General features: G+C 71.9%; 19 protein-coding genes and 1 tRNA gene. 9 read left to right on the top strand and 11 right to left on the bottom strand.

Going from position 1 to position 20,694, the window contains the following annotated elements:
* The first annotated feature begins 350 nt into the window (after positions 1-350).
* A complete protein-coding gene (locus P8T65_RS29240; RefSeq protein WP_399100651.1) occupies positions 351-2,108 on the top strand; it encodes a putative bifunctional diguanylate cyclase/phosphodiesterase in 1,758 nt (585 codons plus the stop codon).
* On the opposite strand, the gene P8T65_RS29235 is transcribed toward P8T65_RS29240, so the two are convergent.
* From P8T65_RS29235 to P8T65_RS29225, 3 genes are all read right to left on the bottom strand, one after another.
* Entirely contained in the window at positions 2,099-3,199 is a 1,101-nt protein-coding gene (locus P8T65_RS29235; RefSeq protein ID WP_316728167.1) for an LLM class flavin-dependent oxidoreductase, read from the bottom strand. The two genes, P8T65_RS29240 and P8T65_RS29235, sit on opposite strands and share 10 nt — an antisense overlap.
* A 246-nt stretch (positions 3,200-3,445) precedes the next feature.
* Entirely contained in the window at positions 3,446-4,177 is a 732-nt protein-coding gene (locus P8T65_RS29230) for a decarboxylase (RefSeq protein WP_316728166.1), read from the bottom strand.
* Entirely contained in the window at positions 4,174-4,983 is an 810-nt protein-coding gene (locus tag P8T65_RS29225) for a decarboxylase (RefSeq protein WP_316728165.1), read from the bottom strand. The genes P8T65_RS29230 and P8T65_RS29225 overlap by 4 nt, the downstream gene beginning before the upstream one ends.
* A 150-nt stretch (positions 4,984-5,133) precedes the next feature.
* Between P8T65_RS29225 and P8T65_RS29220 the strand changes: the two genes are divergently transcribed.
* Together P8T65_RS29220 and P8T65_RS29215 are read left to right on the top strand one after the other, a co-directional pair.
* Positions 5,134-6,093, top strand: coding sequence for a D-2-hydroxyacid dehydrogenase (locus P8T65_RS29220; protein ID WP_316728163.1), 960 nt, complete (start codon positions 5,134-5,136; stop codon positions 6,091-6,093).
* A gap of 20 nt (positions 6,094-6,113) precedes the next feature.
* Positions 6,114-7,529 carry an amidase gene (locus P8T65_RS29215; protein WP_316728162.1) on the top strand — a complete coding sequence of 472 codons (1,416 nt, stop codon included), beginning with the start codon at positions 6,114-6,116 and terminating at the stop codon, positions 7,527-7,529.
* A 256-nt stretch (positions 7,530-7,785) separates the two neighbouring features.
* On the opposite strand, the gene P8T65_RS29210 is transcribed toward P8T65_RS29215, so the two are convergent.
* Entirely contained in the window at positions 7,786-8,289 is a 504-nt protein-coding gene (locus tag P8T65_RS29210) for a DUF3830 family protein (RefSeq protein ID WP_316731775.1), read from the bottom strand.
* Positions 8,290-8,432: 143 nt separating this feature from the next.
* Here P8T65_RS29210 and ehuB point away from each other — a divergent pair, with 143 nt between their 5' ends.
* The 6 genes from ehuB (at position 8,433) to P8T65_RS29180 (ending at position 12,692) form a co-directional block, all read left to right on the top strand.
* Positions 8,433-9,356, top strand: a complete 924-nt coding sequence (gene ehuB, locus P8T65_RS29205; RefSeq protein ID WP_316728161.1) for an ectoine/hydroxyectoine ABC transporter substrate-binding protein EhuB — start codon at positions 8,433-8,435, stop codon at positions 9,354-9,356.
* Positions 9,353-10,069, top strand: coding sequence for an ectoine/hydroxyectoine ABC transporter permease subunit EhuC (ehuC, locus tag P8T65_RS29200; protein WP_316728160.1), 717 nt, complete (start codon positions 9,353-9,355; stop codon positions 10,067-10,069). The genes ehuB and ehuC overlap by 4 nt, the downstream gene beginning before the upstream one ends.
* Positions 10,069-10,719, top strand: a complete 651-nt coding sequence (gene ehuD / locus P8T65_RS29195; protein ID WP_316728159.1) for an ectoine/hydroxyectoine ABC transporter permease subunit EhuD — start codon at positions 10,069-10,071, stop codon at positions 10,717-10,719. Before ehuC ends, ehuD begins: the two co-directional genes overlap by 1 nt.
* A 10-nt stretch (positions 10,720-10,729) precedes the next feature.
* A complete protein-coding gene (gene ehuA / locus P8T65_RS29190; protein WP_184893637.1) occupies positions 10,730-11,506 on the top strand; it encodes an ectoine/hydroxyectoine ABC transporter ATP-binding protein EhuA in 777 nt (258 codons plus the stop codon).
* A 214-nt stretch (positions 11,507-11,720) separates the two neighbouring features.
* Positions 11,721-12,479: an IclR family transcriptional regulator C-terminal domain-containing protein gene (locus tag P8T65_RS29185; RefSeq protein ID WP_316728158.1), complete on the top strand. Its 759-nt coding sequence runs from the start codon at positions 11,721-11,723 to the stop codon at positions 12,477-12,479.
* 139 nt (positions 12,480-12,618) lie between these two features.
* A tRNA-Lys gene (locus P8T65_RS29180) sits at positions 12,619-12,692 on the top strand.
* Between the two features lie 40 nt (positions 12,693-12,732).
* On the opposite strand, the gene P8T65_RS29175 is transcribed toward P8T65_RS29180, so the two are convergent.
* The 7 genes from P8T65_RS29175 to P8T65_RS29145 all read right to left on the bottom strand — a co-directional run bounded on the left by P8T65_RS29175 (position 12,733) and on the right by P8T65_RS29145 (position 20,670).
* The gene (locus tag P8T65_RS29175) at positions 12,733-13,386 is read right to left on the bottom strand and encodes a response regulator transcription factor (protein ID WP_316728157.1); all 654 of its coding nucleotides are present in this window, start codon (positions 13,384-13,386) and stop codon (positions 12,733-12,735) included.
* Entirely contained in the window at positions 13,371-14,609 is a 1,239-nt protein-coding gene (locus P8T65_RS29170; protein ID WP_316728156.1) for a sensor domain-containing protein, read from the bottom strand. The genes P8T65_RS29175 and P8T65_RS29170 overlap by 16 nt, the downstream gene beginning before the upstream one ends.
* A gap of 71 nt (positions 14,610-14,680) precedes the next feature.
* The gene (locus P8T65_RS29165) at positions 14,681-16,327 is read right to left on the bottom strand and encodes a long-chain-fatty-acid--CoA ligase (RefSeq protein WP_316728155.1); all 1,647 of its coding nucleotides are present in this window, start codon (positions 16,325-16,327) and stop codon (positions 14,681-14,683) included.
* 40 nt (positions 16,328-16,367) lie between these two features.
* Positions 16,368-16,838 (bottom strand): DUF3592 domain-containing protein, encoded by a 471-nt coding sequence (locus P8T65_RS29160; RefSeq protein ID WP_316728154.1) that lies wholly within the window; start codon positions 16,836-16,838, stop codon positions 16,368-16,370.
* A 119-nt stretch (positions 16,839-16,957) separates the two neighbouring features.
* Positions 16,958-17,575 (bottom strand): lytic polysaccharide monooxygenase, encoded by a 618-nt coding sequence (locus P8T65_RS29155; RefSeq protein WP_230211507.1) that lies wholly within the window; start codon positions 17,573-17,575, stop codon positions 16,958-16,960.
* A 96-nt stretch (positions 17,576-17,671) separates the two neighbouring features.
* Entirely contained in the window at positions 17,672-18,817 is a 1,146-nt protein-coding gene (locus P8T65_RS29150; protein WP_316728153.1) for an SPFH domain-containing protein, read from the bottom strand.
* Between the two features lie 101 nt (positions 18,818-18,918).
* On the bottom strand, positions 18,919-20,670 hold the full coding sequence (locus P8T65_RS29145) for a peptidoglycan-binding protein (protein ID WP_316728152.1): 1,752 nt from the start codon (positions 20,668-20,670) through the stop codon (positions 18,919-18,921).
* Positions 20,671-20,694: the final 24 nt, after the last annotated feature.

The raw sequence follows: 20,694 nt of genomic DNA, 5'->3' as shown, positions 1-20,694 counted from the left end.
GACTGGAGAGTGGCTAGAAGGCCCTGGGGTCAGCCTCTATGATCGGCACACTTTCCTGCACGGACACGGCTTGAGCGCCCCTACGTACCAGGTTCGGCCGCTCCGACGAGACATATGAGATCCGTACGAAAACGAGTGCACTGCGGGAGCGAACGGTGAGCGGAACGTCCCAAGGGCCGGCGCCCGCGGCAGATCTCGTCCGGCCGGCAATTACAGAGCGTCACGCCAATGCCTCAGTTCAGTCGTCTGAGTCGCCCCAGCCGCCTCAGTCGCCCCAGCCGTCTCAGCCGCCTCAGTCGTCGGAGGAGAGTCCCACGACACCCGCCGCCTTCTCCCTCGCGCCGCTCGCCATGGCCGTCGTCGACCGGGACGGGCTGGTCGTCACCGCCAACGGGGCGATGGAGACCCTGCTCGGGACGGCCTCCGAACCACTCGTCGGGCGGGTCGCCGCCGACCTGGTGGACCTGACCTCGGACACCCGCACCTGGCACGCGTACCGCGAGGTGCTGCGCGGACGCCAGGCCAGGCTGCGCTGTACCCGACGGCTGAAACAGCCGGACGGGACCTGGTTGTGGGTGCAGGTCTCGGTGGCGCCGCTGCCCGAGGAGGAGCGGGCGGTCCTGCTCTCGGTCGCCGACATCAGCGCGAACCGTCAGCTTCAGGCCAGGCTCCGCCACTTGCAGATGCACGACCCGGTGACCCGCCTTCCCAACCGCACCCTGTTCTTCGAACAGCTCTCCGCCGCCCTCGAACGGGAGGCGTACGACGAGGCCGGCACCGGCCGTATCGGCCTGGTCTACCTGGACCTGGACGGGTTCAAGGCGGTCAACGACACCCTCGGCCACCGCGCCGGCGACCGGCTCCTCACGGCCGTCGCCGAGCGGCTCACCCGCTGCGCCGACGAGGCCGCGCTCCTGCGCACGGCCGGAACGGCGGCCGGGGCACCGCTGGTGGCCCGGCTCGGCGGTGACGAGTTCGCGCTGCTCGTGGAGGACTCCACCGGCACCGAGCAACTCGCCGATCTGGCCGACTCGGTCCTCAAGGCGCTGCAGGCGCCCTTCGACCTGGCCGGTCAACGGCTGTCGGTCTCCGCCTCGATCGGAGTCGTCGAACGGCAGTCGGCGAGCACCACGGCGACGGGGCTGATGCAGGCCGCCGACACCACGCTGTACTGGGCGAAGGCCGACGGCAAGGCCCGCTGGACGCTGTTCGACCCGGAACGCAACGCCCACCGGATGACCCGTCAGGCCCTGTCGTCCACGCTGCGGGCGGCCGTCGGGCGGGGCGAGTTCGTCCTGGAGTACCAGCCGTTGGTGGGCATGGCGCAGGGCGAGGTGCGCGGGGTCGAGGCGCTGGTGCGCTGGCATCACCCGCAGTTCGGCCTGTTGACGCCGAATCGGTTCATCTCACTGGCCGAGGAGGACGGTTCGATCGTCCAGCTCGGACGGTGGATTCTGGCCACCGCCTGTCGGCAGGCGCGCCGCTGGCAGACGGACCATCCCGACCGGGCCCCGATCTTCGTCAGTGTGAACGTGGCCGTCCGCCAGGTCTGGGACTCCGATCTGGTCGCCGACGTCGCCGAGATCCTCGCGGAGACCGGCCTCGCCCCGCACCTGCTCCAGCTGGAGCTCACCGAGTCCGCGCTCATGGGCTCGGCCGGACGCCCCCTCCAGGCGCTCAAGGCCCTCAGCGACATGGGCGTCCGCATCGCCATCGACGACTTCGGCACCGGGTACTCCAACCTCGCCTACCTCAGCCGCCTGCCCGTGTCGGTGCTGAAGCTGGACGGCGCGTTCGTCCGGGGGTTCCAGTACGAGGACGGCGAGGAGGGCGGGGCTCCCGGCGGGGCCGGGGCTCCCGCCACCGCCGGTGACGTCGGGGACGCCGGACAGCCCAACCCCGCCGACGAGATCATCGTCGAGGCACTGGTCCAACTCGCCCACCGGCTCGGGCTGTCCGTCACGGCGGAGGGCGTGGAGACCGACGCGCAGGCCTCACGGCTGCGCCGGCTCGGCTGCGACACCGGGCAGGGGTGGTTGTACTCCCGCGCGGTGCCGCCGGAGCGGATCGCGGAACTGCTGGGGGCGGCGGCCTGCCCTCAGGCCTGACCCCCGGTGCGCGGCAGGTCGTAGGCGTCCGCGATCAGGTCGTACGAGCGCAGGCGGATGTCGGCGCTGTGGGCGTGGGTGGTGAGCATCAGCTCGTCGGCGCCGGTGCGCTTGTGGAGGTCGTCGAGGCGGGTGCGGACCTCGTCGACGGTGCCGTGCACGACGTCCGCGTTCCAGGAGTCGATGAAGTCCTGTTCGACCACGCTGAACTCGTACGCCTCCGCCTCCTCCGGCGTCGGGACGAGACCGGGGCGGCCGGTGCGCAGCCGGACCATGTTGAGCGCAGCGGCCCTGACCTGGCGGCGGGCCTCCCTCTCCTCGTCCGCGGCGAGGGCGGAGACACCGATCAGCGCGTACGGGGCGTCCAGGACCGGTGAGGGGCGGAACGACTCGCGGTACAGGTCGAGCGCCGGGATCGTGTTGCGTGCGGAGAAGTGGTGCGCGAAGGCGAAGGGGAGGCCGAGGGAACCGGCGAGACGGGCACTGAAGCCGGAGGAGCCCAGCAGCCAGACCGGGGGCCGGTGCGGGGACTGGACTCCGCCCGGTGAGGTGCTCTGGATCGGGCCCGGGACCGCGTGGATACGGCGGTAGGGGTGGCCGTCGGGGAAATCGTCGTCCAGGAAGCGGGTGAGCTCCGCGAGCTGCTCGGGGAAGTCGTCGGCACCCTCGCTGAGGCGGGCCGAGCGGCGCAGGGCGGCGGCGGTGGCGCCGTCCGTGCCGGGGGCGCGGCCGAGGCCGAGGTCGATACGGCCGGGGGCCATGGCTTCCAGCGTGCCGAACTGCTCCGCGATCACCAGGGGGGCGTGGTTGGGGAGCATCACGCCGCCCGAGCCAAGGCGGATGCGGGTGGTGTGGGCAGCGAGGTGGGCGAGGATCACGGCCGGGGAGGAGGATGCGACGCCCGGCATGGAGTGGTGTTCGGCGACCCAGTAGCGGTGGAAGCCTCTCCGCTCCGCTTGGTGGGCGAGGGTGACACTGGTACGGAGGGCGTCCGTGGCGGTGCGGCCTGCGCCGACGGTGACCAGGTCGAGGACGGAGAGGGGGAACTGGGCCGTGCCCTTGGTTTCGCCTCGTATCTCGTCTGTGGTCACGGTGGGGCCTCCTGGGGGCGTGCGGGGTCGCGGGGTGCGCGGGCGCGTACAGGGTGGGTAACAGGAGGGTGGCTCCGGTTATTCCTCGCCCCCGCCGCCCCTACCCGTCCCGCCCTCACGGGGCTGCGCCCCTTCGGCCCGCCGGGTCGATGCCTGTCCGCGGCCCGGTGGGGCTTCTCGCGCAGTTCCCCGCACCCCTGAGGAACCGGCCTTGCGGGCCTCTTCCTCAGGGGCGCTCGCCCGGTGCTATGCCTGCACGATCGGTTCGCGGGTGAACAAGGTGCCCAGTTCGGGGGCGTTGACCCTTCTGTCGGCCAGCCTCAGGGCCTCCCAGAGGGTGACCTGGTTGGCGGTGAGGACCGGTTTGCCGAGTTCCTTCTCCAAGGTGGGGATGTGGGAGGCGGTGTGCAGGGCCGTGTCCGGCAGGAGCAGGGCGTCCGCGTCGGGGTGGTCGGCCGCGCGGGCGAGGGTGAGGACGTCGTCCAGGGTCCACGTCCCCACCTCCGCCGCCGTGACGATGCCGGCGCCCCGGACGGAGAGGACCTCGATGCCGGCCGCCGCGAGGAAGTCGACGAAGAGACGGGCCACGTCGTCGGGGTAGGTCGCCGCGACCGCGACCCTGGTGGCGCCCACCTCCCGGGCCGCGTGGGCGAAGGCGAAGGACGTGGAGGAGGCGGGGAGGCCGGCCGTGCGGGCGAGGGAGCGGATCTGCTCGTGCGCGCCCTCGTAGCCGTGGACGAAGCTGCCGCTGGTGCAGGCCCAGACGACGGCCTCCGCGCCGGACAGGCGGAGGGCCTCGCAGCCGGCGGCGAGGCGTTCGGGGGCACCCATCTCCCGCAGGGCGTCGACGCGGTGGGCGTCCTCGCCGATGTCGGTGTGCACCACGTCCACCCGGATGTCGCTGCCGAGCAGTTGCTCCATGCGCGGATAGTCGTCCTCGGCGGAGTGGCCCGGATAGAGGAAACCGAGTGCGGTCATGCCCAACCTTCCTGTTCTTCCGGCAGTACCGGCGGTGGCGGAACAGGTCCCGCACCGAACGTCTGCCTGGCCGACTCGTCGAGCAGAGCCTGGTACGGACCCACCGCCCGAGTACCCAGCTGACGCAGTGCCGCCCATATCGTCACCTGGTTGGCCGAGATCACCGGCATCCGCAGTTCCGCTTCCAGCTGGGGGATGACGTCGTAGGTGGGGAGGTTGGTACAGGAGATGAAGAGGGCGTCCGGTGCGGTCGCCCGTACCGCGCGGTGGGCCATGGCCACCACGTCGCGGTACGGGACCTTCCAGATGTGCCGGACCAGGCCGAGCGAGGCGCGGCCGGTGACCAGGATGCCCGCCTCGGCGAGGTACTCCTCCAGGGACTGGGTGACGGAGACGGTGTACGGGGTGACCAGGGCGATGCGGTGCGCGTTCAGCTCGGCCAGGGCGGCGAGCATCGCGCCGGAGGTGGTGACGGCGTGCGCGGCGCCCGCGCGGATCATCGCCTCGCCCATCGCGCGCTCCCCCGCGACCCCGCCGACGAAGCTGCCGCTGGTGCAGGCATAGGCCACCACCTCGGGCGCGACCTCGTTCAGGGCCCGCACCGCCTCGTGCAGCGTCTCGTGCTCGGAGACCAGCCGGGCCAGGTCGAGGCTCACCTCGACGGGGACGTACGGAGTGCGGGTGAGGTGCAGGGAGACGTCGTCCGGCACCCAGCGCCAGAGCTCGCGGTCGAGGGCGAAGTCGAACGGGGCGATGACACCGACGCCGCGCTGCGGACGGGGTCCACCGAGGAAGGAGACGTTCATGACAGCCACCGGCCTCACGGAGAGAGATGTGCGGACGACAGAACGTGCGCAAGTCCGTGTTGACGAAGGTAGGTTCGGGTGCGAGCGTGGTCAATCAGTGCATGTCACACGCATCTCCAACGGCCACGTCTCGCCCCGGGGGCCTCGCCCATGACCTCGTCCCAGCGTCCGCGTCTCCTCGTCCTCGACGCCGAACCGCGTCCCCGGCTCGGGCGGCTCACCGGGCAGGCGACGGTCGAGTACGCCGACGCCTCGACGCTGGCCGAGCGGCTGCCGTACGCCGATGTGCTGCTGGTGTGGGACTTCACCTCCCGCGCGGTGCGCGCCGCCTGGCCGGGGGGCGGGCCCCGGCCGCGCTGGGTGCACACCGCCAGCGCGGGCGTCGACCATCTGCTCTGCCCCGAACTGGTTGCCGCCGAGGACACGGTGGTCACCAACGCGCGCGGCGTGTTCGAGGCGCCGATCGCCGAGTACGTGGCCGCGCTCGTTCTCGCCATGGCCAAGGATCTGCCGCGCAGCTGGGAGTTGCAGGGGCGGCGGGAGTGGCGGCACCGGGAGGCGCTGCGGGTGGCGGGCGGCCGGGCGTGTGTGGTGGGGTCCGGGCCGATCGGGCGGGCGATCGAGCGTCACCTGGGGCTCCTCGGTCTGCACACGGCCCTGGTCGGGCGGGTCGCGCGGCCCGGTGTCCACGGTCCGGAGGAGCTGAACCGGTTGCTGGCCCGCGCCGACTGGGTGATCGCGGCCGCGCCACTGACGGAGGCGACGTACGGCATGTTCGACGCCCGGCGGTTCGGGGTCATGCAGCCGTCCGCGCGGTTCGTCAACGTGGGGCGCGGGCAGCTCGTGGTGGAGGACGCGCTCGTGGAGGCGCTGCGCAAGCGGTGGATCGCGGGGGCGGCGCTGGATGTCTTCGAGCGCGAGCCGCTGGGCCCGGACGACCCGCTGTGGGACGTCCCCGGGCTGATCGTCTCGCCCCACATGAGCGGGGACACGGTGGGGTGGCGGGACGAACTCGGCGCCCAGTTCGTGGAGTTGTTCGAACTGTGGGAGGCGGGAAAGCCGCTGCCCAACGTGGTCGACAAGCAGCGCGGGTACGTGCCCGGGCATTGAACTCCCCTGGGAGGGGCCGGATGTCGGAGCTCACGGAACTGTCCGCCGTACGACTGGTCGAGGGGTACCGCAAGGGCGAGTTCAGTCCCGTGGAGGTGACCCGGGCGGTGCTGGAACGGGCCGAGCGGGTGCAGCCGGACGTGAACGCGTTCGTCCGGATCGACACCGGGTCGGCGCTCGCGCAGGCGCGGGAGTCGGAGGGGCGTTGGCGGCGCGGGGAGCCGGCCGGGGCGGTGGACGGGGTGCCGGTCACGGTGAAGGACATCCTGCTGATGCGGGGCGGGCCGACCCTGAAGGGCTCCAGGACCATCGCGGAGAAGGGGAGTTGGGACGAGGACGCGCCCTCCGTGGCCCGGCTGCGGGAGCAGGGGGCCGTCTTCCTGGGGAAGACCACGACGCCCGAGTTCGGCTGGAAGGGCGTCACGGACTCGCCGCTCAGCGGGGTGACCAGGAACCCGTACGACCTCTCGCGTACGGCCGGGGGTTCGAGCGGGGGCGCGGCGGCGGCCGTCGCGCTCGGGGCGGGGCCGCTGGCGCTGGGCACGGACGGGGGTGGCAGCGTGCGGATTCCGGCCGCCTTCTGCGGGGTGTTCGGGCTGAAGCCGACGTACGGGCGGGTGCCTCTGTATCCGGCGAGCGCGTTCGGCACGCTGTCGCACGTGGGGCCGTTGACCCGGGACGCGGCCGACGCGGCGCTGATGCTCGACGTGATCTCCGGACCTGACGCGCGGGACTGGTCGGGGCTGGGGCCGGTCCCCGGATCGTTCGTGGACGCGCTCGCGGGTGGGGTGCGGGGGCTGCGGGTCGCGTACTCGGCGACGCTGGGCGGGCAGGTCGCCGTGCGGCCGGAGGTCGCTCGCGTGGTGCGGCGGGCGGTGGAGGGGCTCGCCGGGCTCGGGGCGTACGTGAGTGAGGCCGACCCCGACTTCTGTGATCCGGTGGAGGCGTTCCACACGCTGTGGTTCAGCGGGGCGGCGCGGGTGACGCAGCGGATGGGGGCGGGGCAGCGGGCGCTGCTGGATCCCGGGTTGCGGGAGATCCGGGACGCCGGGGCGCGGCTGTCGGCGCTGGAGTATCTGGCCGCGGTGGATGTGCGGATGGATCTGGGGCGGCGGATGGGGGCGTTCCATGAGCGGTACGACGTGCTGGTGACGCCCACGTTGCCGGTGACGGCGTTCGAGGCGGGGGTGGAGGTGCCGGGGGGTTCGGGGCATCGGCGGTGGACGGGGTGGACGCCGTTCACGTATCCCTTCAACCTGACGCAGCAGCCGGCGGCGAGTGTGCCGGTGGGGGTGGACGGGGGTGGGTTGCCGGTGGGGCTTCAGGTGGTGGCGGCCCGGCATCGGGATGATCTGGTGCTGCGGGTGGGGCATGCGTTGTACGCGGCGGGGGTGGCGGGGGTGCCTGCGCCTGCCGTCGGTGGCTCCCGCGTTTGATTCGCCCCCGCCGCCCCTACCCGTCCCTCCCCCACCCAGGGGCGCTGCCCCTTCGACCCCGAGGGGGTGGGTGGGTGGGTTGTCGGAGGGGGTGGGGGGGCTGGGGTGGTTGGGGCGTGTGCGGGTGGGTGGGGGTTGCTCGCGCAGTTCCCCGCGCCCCTGAAAAGCAGGGGCTGCCCCCCGTGCTTTTCATCCCGCGGCCCCACCGGACCGACAGCCGCCCACGCACACGGACCCCCGAACCATGAGGCGCCCCCTACGCCCTGCTGAACCGGAGTGTCTCCCCCGCCGCCCCTGTTCTCCACAGGTCGTTGCACGCGGCCGCCATCTCCTCCAGGCCCTCGACCACCTGGCCCCAGACGATTCCCGGTACCCAGCCGACGTCGCCGTTGAGGAGCAGGTTGTTGCGTTCGTAGAAGAGGGCCAGGTCCACCAGGGTGGTGTCGGGGCGGACCTGCGCGTCGTAGCCGTACGCCTGCGTGGCGAGTTCCGTGCCGGCGAAGGAGAAATAGCAGAGGTCGCCGGGGATGGGGGTGACGGTGGGGTTTTCCAGGGGTGGCTCCTGGGGGGCGAAGGGCGGGAAGAGGGCGTAGATCTCGTTGCGGGCGTACTTGGCGTGGTAGACGTCCCCGGACAGCGGCAGGGCGTCCCAGACGGCGGCGCACGTGCGCGGCGCGCGGTCGTCGAGGAGTTTCGCCCGGCACACGACCTGACGCTTGAGCAGGGAGATCTCCAGATAGCGGTCGGTGGTGTCCGTCATGTCTTCCATATGTCTTCCATGGTGCCGTCGGGGTCAAGGGTGCCTCCGAGGGGCGGCAGGGCCCGGCCCGGGTGTGTGCGGGGGTCGTGAAGGGCTCCGCGGTGACGTGAATACATCGCATCGGGTCGGGTAGCCGCGCGCCCATGGCTCCAGCAACGAAGACCTCCGGGAGAACCGGGAAGACACGCGACCCCAGCCGCCGGTCCCTGCTCGTCGGCGCCTCCGCGCTCGCCACGGCGGGCGCGCTGGGCGCCGCCGGGTGCAGCAGGGTGGCCACGGCCTCCGGCACGGAGGGGGGTGAGCTGCTGGACCGGCTGCGGGCGCAGGGCGTCGTCAGGCTCGGTATCGCGGGCGAGATCCCGTTCGGCTACATCGACACCGACGGAGAGCTGACCGGCGAGGGGCCGGAAGTGGCCAGGGTCATCTTCAAGCGGCTCGGCGTGGAGCGGGTCCAGCCCGTGCCCACCGAGTTCGGGTCACTCATACCCGGGCTGAACTCCCAGCAGTTCGATGTCGTGTCGGCCGGGATGTACATCAACCCCGAGCGCTGCGCGGAGGTCATCTTCTCCGAGCCCGACCACCAGATGCTGGACGCGTTCGTCGTACGGAAGGGCAATCCGAAGGGGCTCAACGACTACGCGGACGTGATCCGGGCCAAGGCGAAGTTCGCCACGGGGTCGGGGTACGCGCAGATCACGCACGCCGTCGAGGCCGGGTACTCCGAGAGCGACATCGTCATCGTGCCCGACCAGGTGGCCGGGCTGAACGCCGTGGAGGCGGGCCGGGTCGACGTGTTCGCGGGGACCTCGCTGACCACCCGCGAGGTGGTCAAGAAGTCCCGCACGACGGAGGCCACGAAGCCCTTCGCCGCGCTCGTCGACGGCAAGCCGCGGGTGGACGGCGCGGGCTTCGCGTTCCGGCCGACCGAGACCCGGCTGCGGGACGCCTTCAACGTCGAGCTGCGGAAGATGAAGGAGAGCGGCGAACTGCTGCGGGTGCTGCGGCCCTTCGGGTTCACCAAGGCCGAGATGACCGACCTGACCACGAAGGAGCTCTGTCGCGCATGACACCGGGACTCTGGGAACTGGTACTGCGCGGTGTCTGGGTCACCCTCCAGCTGCTGGTGTTCGGCGCGCTGCTGGCCACGGCCGTCTCCTTCGTGGTCGGGGTCGCCCGCACCCACCGGCGCTGGATCGTCCGCTTCGTCGCGGGCCTCTACACCGAGGTGTTCCGCGGTACCTCCGCGCTGATCATGATCTTCTGGGTGTACTTCGTGCTGCCGCTTGCCTTCGGCTGGCAGCTCGTCCCGATGTGGGCGGGCGTCCTCGCCCTCGGACTGACGTACGGGGCGTACGGCGCCGAGATCGTGCGCGGCGCCCTGACCGCGGTGGATCCGGCGCAGCGCGAGGGCGGTATCGCGCTGAGCTTCACCCCGTGGCAGCGGATGCGGCTGATCCTGCTGCCGCAGGCGGTCCCCGAGATGATCCCGCCCTTCGCCAACCTGGTGGTCGAACTCCTCAAGGGCACGGCGCTGGTGTCGGTCATGGGCATGGGCGACCTGGCGTTCAGCGGCAGCCTGGTGCGGCTGGCGCTCCAGGAGAGCGTGGAGATCTACGCGTATCTGCTGCTCATCTACTTCGTGATCGCCTTCCTGCTGACCCGGGCCATGCGGGCGCTGGAGCGGCGGTTGAAGGCCGGGGTGGGCAAGGCCCCGGTGAGGAAGGCGGCTGTGCCGTCGGCGCGTGTCCCCGAGGGCGCGGGCGCGGGAGGTGGTGCCTGATGAACTGGGACTGGAACGCTGTCACCGACTTCCTGCCGCACTTCCGGGACGGACTGCTGGTCACGCTGCAGGCGCTGGCCCTGGGTTCGGTCGTCTCCTTCCTGCTCGGCCTGGTGTGGGCGCTGCTGGTGCGGACGCCGACCCGCTGGGTGAGCTGGCCGGTGGGCGTGGTCACGGAGTTCATCCGGAACACTCCCCTGCTGGTCCAGCTGTTCTTCCTCTTCTACGTACTGCCGGAGTGGGGTCTGACCTTCTCGGCGCTGACCACGGGCGTCTTCGCGATCGGCCTGCACTACTCGACGTACACGATGCAGGTCTACCGGGCCGGTATCGAGGCGGTGCCGACGGGCCAGTGGGAGGCGGCCACGGCGTTGAACCTGCCGCTGCGACGCACCTGGACGGTGGTGATCCTGCCGCAGGCGGTCCGCCGGGTGGTGCCCGCGCTGGGCAACTACGTGATCTCGATGCTCAAGGACACTCCGATCCTGATGGTGATCACGGTCCCGGAGATGCTGAGCGAGGCACGGCTCTACGCCCAGGAGACCTTCCGCTTCACCGAGCCCCTGACCGTCATCGGGGTGGCCTTCATCCTCATCTCCTATTCGGCCTCCCTGATTCTGCGAACCCTGGAGCGACGCCTTGTCCGCTGACACCCCGCTGATGAAAGAACCCGAGTCGCCCGGCGAGCGCGTGGCGGACACGAGCGAGCTGATCCGCTTCGAGAACGTGACCAAACGATTCGGCAGCAACACCGTCCTCGACCGGCTGGACTTCTCCGTCGACGCGGGCAAGCACGTCACGCTGATCGGCCCGTCCGGCTCCGGCAAGACGACGATCCTGCGCCTGCTGATGACCCTGACCAAGCCCGACGAGGGCACGATCACCGTCGGCGGGCAGCGGCTGTTCCCGGCGAGCGAGAAGCAGTGCCGTGAGGTCCGCAAGAACATCGGGATGGTGTTCCAGCAGTTCAACCTCTTCCCCAACATGAAGGTGCTGCGGAACATCACCGAGGCGCCCGTCACCGTCCTCGGGCTCTCCAAGGACGAGGCCGAGGCGCGGGCCCGGGAACTGCTCGACATGGTCGGGCTCGCCGACAAGTGCGACGCGTACCCGACCCAGCTCTCCGGCGGGCAGCAGCAGCGGGTGGCCATCGCACGGGCCCTGGCTATGCGCCCGCAGGTGCTGCTCCTCGACGAGGTGACGTCCGCGCTCGATCCCGAGCTGGTCGCGGGCGTGCTCGACCTGCTCAGGGACATCGCCCGCACCACCGACATCACGATGCTCTGCGTGACCCACGAGATGAACTTCGCCCGGGACATCTCGGATCAAGTTCTGATGTTCGATTCTGGCCAGGTGATCGAGTCGGGCAGCCCCGAGAAGATCTTCGGCGATCCGTCGCACGAACGTACGCGGGAATTCCTCGGCGCCGTCCTCTGACTACGGCACGTGAACGACTGATCACGCGGGAACACCCGAGGTCCATCTGCCGGGCCATGCCTCTGGCATGTGCCAGAGTGCTGGTCCGGCTGTTGGGAGGCCCGGTGATACCGGCATTTTCTCGCGAACAACCCCTCCACGTACGCTTCTTGGCCCGTATCGTGGGACACGGCAAGCTGTCCGAAAAACGGCCCGAGAAGCGCAGGGGGAAACCGTGGCGCTCAAGCACGAGCCGACCGCGCCGTACCACTCGGCCCAGGACGCGCTGCGCGTCCTGGAGACGGTGGCGCGGCACGCAGGTGGCGTCGCCGACGCCGAGATCGCCCGTCGCACCGGCGTCGACAGTGAGCGGTTGACCGCGCTCCTGCGAATGCTGCGTCGCGAGGGGTACGTGGAACAGACCACCGACGGCGCCTATGTCACCGGTGCCGCACTCGCCCGGCTGGGCTCCACGCAGGGTCATGACCAGGCTCTGCGCGAGCAGCTCCAGCACACCCTCGACCGGCTGCGCGACTCCGTGGGCGCGGCCGTCTACGTCACCCGCTATCTGGACGGGGAGATCCAGGTCACCGGCTGGGCCGACAGCCCGGCCATGCCCGCCGTCCACGAGTGGGTCGACTTCCGTTCCTCCGCCCATGCCACCGCGTTCGGCAAGGGCCTGCTGGGCCAGCTCGACCTCAACGGCCGCCGCGACCACCTCTCGCGGCACCGCCCGGCCCGGCTCACCGCCCGTACGATCACCAACGAGAAGGTGCTGCTGAGCAAACTCGACGCCCAGACCCCCACGGTCCCGGTCCTCGACCTCCAGGAGTACGCGCCGGGCACGGTCTGCGCGGCCGTCCCCCTCACCGCGGGCTCCGCCGTCGGCTGCCTCGCCCTGTCCCTGCCGCTGCGGCAGGCGCACCGGCTGCGGGCGGCGGCGAACTCGCTGAACCGGGGAGCGGCGCCGGTGCTGCTGTCGTTGGCGATCTAGACACGCAGGAGACTCCCGACTCCCGACACCCGACATCCCGCAGAGATCCAGCTCACGTTTAAGTGGTCGAGGGCACCCCTGCGGACCAGGTAGTATTTTCTCTGTCGCCAGCCGCGAAAGCGGAAGAGCGACGGAGTCTGCGCCGCTAGCTCAGTTGGTTAGAGCAGCTGACTCTTAATCAGCGGGTCCGGGGTTCGAGTCCCTGGCGGCGCACAGAAGGAAGGCCCCTCGCTTCGGCGAGGGGCCTTCCGCGTTACGCGCGCAGGTAGGCGAGGACGGCCAGCACCCGCCGATGCGTGTCCTCCGCCGGCGGCAGGTCCAGCTTGCCCAGGATGTTGCCGATGTGCTTGCCGACGGCCGCCTCGGTGACGACCAGGTCGCGGGCGATCGCCCCGTTCGACTTCCCCTCGGCGACCAGCTCCAGCACCTCCCGCTCGCGCGGGGTGAGCGCCGCCAGCGGATCACGCCGGCGCCGCAGCAGCTGCCGTACGACCTCGGGGTCGACGACCGTGCCGCCGGCCGCGACCCGCCCCACCGCCTCCGCGAACTGTTCGACCTGGCCGATGCGGTCCTTGAGCAGATAGCCGACGCCGGTGCCGTCCCCGGTGTCCAACAGGTCGGCGGCATAGGCCCGTTGGACGTACTGGCTGAGGACGAGGACCGGCAGGGCGGGGTTCGCCGCGCGGAGTGCGAGCGCGGCGCGCAGGCCCTCGTCGGTGAGGCCGGGCGGCATGCGTACGTCGGTGACGACCAGGTCGGGGGCGTACGACCGCACGGCCGCGACCAGCGACTCCGCATCCCCGACCGCCGCGACGACCTCGTGGCCGAAGCGGGTCAGGACGCCGACCAGCCCTTCCCGCAGCAGCACGCTGTCCTCGGCGAGCACGATCTTCAGCGCTGCGGGCACGGGATCTCCAGGGACAGGGCGGTCGGGCCGCCGGCGGGGCTGTGGACGGTCAGTGTCCCATCGAGCACGGCGAGCCGGTCGGCGAGCCCGGTGAGCCCCGTGCCCCGTGCGGGGTCGGCGCCTCCCGTGCCGTCGTCGCGCACCTCCACCCGCAGCCGTCCGTCGGTGTACCGCCCGGTGATCCACGCGCGCTCCGCCCCGCTGTGGCGACCGATGTTGGCGAGCGCCTCACGGACGGCGAAGTAGGCGGCCGATTCCACGGACTCGGCGAAGCGGGGCAGGTCCACGTCCAGTTCCACGGGGACGGCGGACCGGTCGGCCGCGTCGGCGAGGGCGTCCGGGAGGCCGTAGTCGGCCAGCACCTGGGGATGGATGCCGTGGATCAACTCCCGTAGTTCGCCGAGGACCCGGTCGGCCTCCCGGTGGGCGGCGGCGAGCCGGTCGGCCAGTTCCGGTGGGGCGTCGAGCCGGGCCAGGCCCAGGGTCATGCTCAGGGACACCAGGCGCTGCTGGGCCCCGTCGTGCAGATCGCGCTCGATGCGGCGCCGCTCGGCCTCGAAGGCCGCCACCAGGCGGGCGCGCGACCGGGTCACCTCGCCCAGGCGCCGTTCCGCCTCCGCCTCGCTCGGCGCGAGCAGCAGTCGGGCGAGCGCGGCGCGCAGTCGGGCGTACCGGACCAGGGGCCACAGCAGCGCGAGGAGGAGGACGACTCCGGCGGCCGTGCACAGCAGGGCCTGGCCGTAGGAGTCGATCAGCCAGAGCTTGGCGATGCGCGCGTCACCGCTCGTGCTGCTGGTCGTCGCCAGTTGCACGGGCGCCGCGACCATCGCCGCGGGCACGACCAGCGCGACGAACAGCACGACCACGTCCAACGGCCACAGCACGAACGCGAACAGGGCGGTGTACGCCAGCTCACGCCAGGTCGACCGCTCGGTCAGCCGCAGCCGGGCCCAGGCGGCGAGACCGGGTTCGGCCGGGGTGGCGTGCGGGTCGGGCGGCGGCGGGGTGCGGGTGAGGGCGAGCCGTCGTCGTTCGAGGGCGCCGACGGGGATGCCCGACAGGACGGCCACGGCGAGCAGCGGCAGGCCCACGAGGACGGGGGCCAGGGCGAGGCCGAGGGCGCCCAGGACCAGGAGCACCACCAGCAGCGTGGCGCCGAGAAGGACACCGCTCAGCAGGTAGGCCACCGCGCGCGGCACATCCCGTACGACCGTTCGGATCATGGGGTCACGGTAGGCGGGGGTTGCCGGCGGCGGCCATACGCCCAGGTGGTGTTCGGGAGGTAGGGCCGGCCCTACCTCGTCAGCAGGTCCTCCCGTCCGCGCGCCCGGTACTCCGTCACCAGTCGCGCGAGGTCCACCGCCGAGAACTTGCGGTACGCCCACTTCCCGGGCGGGCGCCACCAGACCGGGTCGGGGCAGCGGAAGCCCTCGCGGCGGAGGGTGGCGCGCTGGATCTTGTTGGTGGCGGTGACCGGCATGGACCGGACGACCCGGACGAAGCGCGGGGTCATCTTCGTGCCCAGGTCGGGCTGGGACAGCAGGAACTCGGCGAAGCGGCAGGGGTCGAAGGTGCCGGCGACGGTGGCCATGACCTGGTCCCCGGCGACCGGGTCGGGGACCGCGTACACGGCAACGGCCTCGGCGCCCTCGTAGCGGGCGAGGATGTTCTCGATGACGGCGGCGGCGAGGTTCTCGCTGTCGACGCGGAGACGGTCGTCGGTGCGGCCTGCGAAGTAGAGGAAGCCGTCGGTGTCGCGGTAGAAGAGGTCGCCGGTCCAGTACCAGCCGTCGCGGCGGCGGGCGGCGTCCGCCTCCGGGTTGCGCCAGTAGCCCTCGAAAGGGTTGGGGCCCCGGTTGACCAACTCCCCTATCGCGTCGGTGCCGTTGAGCAGTCGGCCGTCGTCGCCGAAGAGGGCCGGCGGGCACTCCTTCCGGGTCTCGGGGTCCACCACCGCGAGGTCGTCGCCGGGTGCCGCCCGTCCGATCGCGCCCGGCGGCGCCCCGGGCGTGCGCTGGATCGCCGCCCCGCCCTCGGACGACCCGTACCCCTCCACCAGCCGCACCCCGAACCGTTCCTCGAACGCCGCCGCGTCCACCGCGCCAGCCTCCGTGCCGAAGCCCATGCGCAGCGGTGTGTCCCGGTCGTCGGGGCGGGGCTCGGTGGCGAGGAGGTACTGCACGGCCCGGCCGACGTAGGTGAAGTATGTGGCCCGGTAGGCCCGTACGTCGTCCAGGAAGCCGGAGGCGGAGAACCGGCGGCGCAGGGCGACGCCGGCCCCGGCGACCAGGGCGGGGGCCCAGTCGGCGATGACCGCGTTGCCGTGGAACATCGGCATGCAGACGTAGTGCACGTCGTCCCGCCGCACCCCGAAGCGGTCCACCAGTGCCCGTCCGGCCGCCGCGAGCCGCCCCTGGGAGCAGATCGCGGCCTTGGGCGCGCCGGTGGAACCGGAGGTGAAGTAGAGGAGGAGACGGTCGGCGGGGGTGGCCCGGGTGGGGTCGGGCTCGGCGCCCGCGTACGGGGCGAGGAGGTCGGTGTAGGGCTCGGTGTCCGTCACCAGGACGCGTACGCCGGGGAGTTCGAGGCCGTCGAGGAGCGGGAGGTGGGCCCGTTCGGTGATCAGCAGGCGGCACTCGGTGTGCAGGATGTCGCGGGCCAGTTCGGGGCCCCGTCGGGTGGGGTTGACACCGGCGACTGCGGCGCCCGCCAGGGCCGCCGCGCTCAACCAGAGCGCGAACTCAGGGGTGTTGTCGAGGAGGACGCCGATGTGCGGATGGGCGTCCGGTGGCAGGAGGTCGGCGAGCAGGGCCGCGCGGGCGGCGGCCGCGGCGGCGACCTCGTGGTGGGTCAGGACCTGTTCCTCGAACCACAGCCCGGGCCGGTGGTCGCCCCACCGGTCGGCGACGAGCTGTGCGACCGTGCGCCTCGTGGACTCCATGTCGGCGCACGGTAGTTGACATGCCGTCAGTTGAGGAGGGTCACGGCGTCGGGAACGACGGGTCCGTCGAGAACTGGTGGTAGGTGACCATGAAGAAGACACAGAACGCGAAGGCCACCCCGAGGAAGGCGAGGAGGCCGACACCGGCCGCCGCCTGCTTGACCCGCTCGCCGGGGGCGTGGGCGGTGGCCACCACGTTCGGGCCGTCGGTGTAGTGGACGCTGACGAAGTCGCCCTCGACCGTCGTCAGGGGCCCACCCTCCTCCTCGAACCGGATCCGGCGGCCGTCATGGGTGCTGAACTCGTACACGTGGTGGATCGTGGTGTGCACCGAGCTGTGATCCCCCGCGCCCTTGCTGACCGTCGTGAACGCCTTCAGACAGCGTGCCTCGGCCGTCAGTCCGCTGTTCCAGGCACGGCGGATCCGCAGCCAGCGGCTCAGCACGCGGTAGGCCATGAACCCGATGAAGGTCATCATGACCGTGGGAATGAGGTAGAAGAAGACGTCCATGATGTTCCCCCGAAGTCCGGCCGCCACCCTGGTCGGTGGCGTGAGGGGAACGTACCCGGGTGGGGGCCCCGCGCAGCTCAAGGGATCCTCAGAACTGGCGGGGCCGGAGGGGAAGCCGCTCAGAAGGTGACGTCCGAGCAGGCGTAGAACGCGTTGGTGGTGTCGGCGATCGTCCAGACGGCGACGATCACATGGCGGCCGCTCAGCCCGGACGGCAGGCGTCCCGTGTGGGAGAGCGTGGACGGGGGGCGCTGACCGTTGTAGGGGACGGTGAAGAACGGGGTCAGGTTGAGGTCGGAGCGGGCCAGGGCGTGGTTCTGGTTCCAGCCCGCCTTGGTGACGTAGTACTTGAAGTCGGTGGTGGCGTGCATGGCCGTGAACTGCCAGCGGAACGTGTAGTTCTGACCTCCCGTCACCCTGGTGGTGGGCCAGGCGCCGCCGCCCGGCTTCGTGGACGCGTTGAGCTGGTTGAACCTGCTGTTGCCGCCGGAGCAGATCTGGCCGTCAGCCGGCCCTGAGCCCGGGAAGCCCTTCGGCCCCTCGACGCTCTGCGGTTCCCACTGGATGTCGCCGCAGTTGGTCACGGTGCCGTTCTGACAGAGCTTCTGCCGGCTGACGGGAAGGTCGGTGTAGCCGTGGCCGGTGGCGCCACCACTGGAGAGGACGAGCGCTCCGGTGGTGGCGAGGCCGACCCCGACGGCGTACCACTTGGTCCTGCTGTGCGTGCGTGTGCGCATGCTGCCGCTCCCTGGAGTACGTGGGGGTGTTTCCAGGTCTAGACCAAGTCCCAGATTATGCGTGCGGATTGAACATGTCCATACCAATTCCCGGGCTCACGGGGACACTTCGCGGCGCCCTGTATAGAACGCCACCGTCAGGTCCTTCACCAGCGCCTTGCGCTCGTAGTCGTCGAGTTCGACCAGACCGCGTACGGTCAGCCGGGTCACCGTGTCCTCGACGGAGTCGACGACCGAGGTGAGAACGGTGTCCCGGTGCTGGGCGTCGAGCGCGGCGATCCGGCGGCGCTGCATCACGGCAGCCACCTCGGGCGCGTACTCGATCCGGACCGGCTGGACCGAGAACACCTCCATCCCGACCGGCGCCGTGTCCGCCGCCACCAGCCGGGTCAGCGCCTCCCCCACCGCCTCCGTGTTGCGCAGCGTCGAGTCCCGCACCAGCGCGCCCGGCGCCACGTCCGCCGGCAACTGCGACAGCACCCGGGAGACCGCCGCCTCCACGCACTCGCGCAGATACCGCTCGTGGTCCTCGATCCCGAGCAGGGCCCGCGCGGTGTCCCTGACCCGCCACGCCACGAGAACGACGACCCACAGCGCCACCCCGTTCGCGTCGACGGCCGCCATCGGCTCGCTCCGCCAGTGCCGCAGCCGTACGTCGACGCGACGGCGCAGCACGAGCGGGTTCACCCAGAGCAGTCCGGTGCGGCGGACCGTCCCCCGGTACCGGCCGAACAGCCCCAGCACCCAGGCCCGTCCGGTCCGTCCCCGGGCCAGCCCGCCGAAGCCGAACATCGTCAGCGCCCCGGCCCCCGCGTACGCGGCCCACTGCGCCGGCCCGAGCCCGGCGCCCGCGTACGCGGCCGGCAGCCCGAGCGCCCGTACCGCGAGGCCCGGCAGCACCCCGGCCCACCAGGAGGTGAGCACGCACCCGGCCATCCCGCACGCCCCGCCCAGCACTCCGACCGTCCCGGGCACCACCCGCGCCGGGCGCTCGGCCAGTTCGGGGTCGACCTCGACGGTGGGACGCGGCTTCATGGACGCGGGCCCCTGCCGCGCCCTCGGCTGCTCACCGGTGCCGCGCCGACGGCCCACGACGGCGGGGGTGACCGGTACGGAGACCGGGGCGGGGTCGTCGCGGAACAGCAGGTGGACGGGGATCTCGGTGGTCGTCTCGTTCTGGATGAGCCGGGCGGGCCGCGCGGCCCCCTCGGGCTCCGGGGTGTGTGAGGTGGTCGTACTCATACGTGCCTCCATGCCTCCGCGCAGGAAGAACCGTGGTGAGAGTCGGTGAGGGGGAAAGGGCGAGGGGTGAGAGGCGAGGGGTGAGGGGGCTGGAACGAGGGTCAGGAGAACAGGCGGCGCCAGGTCTCCGGACCCGGGTAGCCGTCCGCCGCGCCGCCCCGCCACCCCTGGGCGCGCTGGAACGCCTCCACGTTCCGCCGGTCCGACTCGCCCCAACGCGGCCCCGGACCCGAGGTGTAGTACTTGCCGAACCCCTTCTCGACCAGCCGCTTCCCCAGCCGCGTGACGAACGCGTTGTCCGCGCCCGGCCGGAACATGCCGCGCCCCGGATAGCCGCGGACACCGTGCGAGGCGGGTGTCAGGGGGGTGCCCACGGTGTCCGGGGCACCGGACTCGACGGGCACCCCGGACGAGCCGGGCATGGTGGACGAGCCGGGCCCGAGGCTCGACCCGGGCCTCACGGACGACCCGGGCTTGAGAGGTGAGCCGGGTCGGAGGGGTGAGCCGGGATCGTGGAGGGAGCCGGGCTTGTGGGGTGAGCCGGGCCTGGCGGACGGGCCCGGCCTGTCCGGTGCTCCCGGACTCCCCGTCGGGCGGTGCACCACGGGGGGCCTGGGCCGGCCGGCCGGTGCGCCCTGGGGGCCGGGGCTTCCGGCCGGCGCCGGCGGGATGTCCCTGCCCCTCCCGGTGACCAGGTACGACCAGGTCAGCGGCCCCGGAATCCCGTCGGCGTGCCGGCCGGACCAGCCCTGCGCCCGCTGGAACGCCCGGGTGGCCCTGCGGTCGCTGTCCGACCAGATCGGTCCCGGGCCACCGGTGTAGAAACGGGCCCCGCCGCGTGCCACCAGCATCTGCCCCAGCCGGGCGACGTGCTTGTTCCGCGCGCCGGGCCCGAAGGCGGCGGCGCCGGGGAAGCGATCCCCGGCGGACGGCCCGGCGGCCCCCTTCGCGCCGGGCTCGCCCCCCGGGGCGGCGGGTGCGCCGGCGCCCACGCCCTCGATGCCGCCAGAGCCGCTGGCGGAACCGCCGCCGGTGGAGCCGCCGGAGCCGCCGGAGCCGTTCGTGCCGTCCGTCTCGTCGTCCGGAGAACCCGCGCCGTCGGGGACCAACCCCTTGTAGCGGTACGGCACATAGCGGGTCGCGTTGTTCCAGTACCCGTACGGCGTGGCCTGCCTGCGGGCGTACGGGCGGGCCGACTCGTAGGCGATGTATTGGGTCCGCGCACGGTCCGTCCAGCCGCCGAAGATCACGACGTGCGAGCCCTGCTGCGGGTCCTTCGGATTGTGGAAGAGCAGAATGTCGCCGGGTTCCAGCCGGTCCTTGGAAATCCGCTGCGCGAACTTGTCGAGGCTGCCCGTCCATTCGTTTCCGGGGAGGTTCCAGGCCATGGAAACGAACCCCGAGCAGTCCTGGCGATATCCGTCGGACCAGTACTCGCGCATGCTGTACGGCACCTCGTCCGCGATCCACTTCTTGGCCCGCTCGATGATCTCGGCGCGTGTGGTGGGCGGTGTCCTCACCCCCTTCAGCGGCTTGCCCCCGCCCGTCGGACGCCCGCCGGGGCCGTGCAGCGGCGCCTTCTTCCCCTGCGGGGTCTTCGGGTCCTCACCTTCGGGAACGGCAGCGGGGACGGTCGGGCCGTGGACCGCCGCGACCGCCGGCACAGCATGCCCCGCGCCGAGTGCGGCACCGGCGGCGGTGGCCACGACGAGGGCGCTCCGGGCGGTCCTGGCCGCCGGATGACTGAGATGGGCGTACCGGGTCGAGTACGGCATGACCCGCCGCCAGTGGACACAGCCGGGGCATTCGCAATCGGCTCCCGGATCGACCTCCTCGAATACCGGAGTCCCCATACGATTCCCCTCGCGAACCGACCG

It is taken from the genome of Streptomyces sp. 11x1, assembly GCF_032598905.1.
Taxonomy (GTDB): Bacteria; Actinomycetota; Actinomycetes; order Streptomycetales; family Streptomycetaceae; genus Streptomyces.
This window is presented reverse-complemented; position numbering and strand designations above follow the sequence as displayed.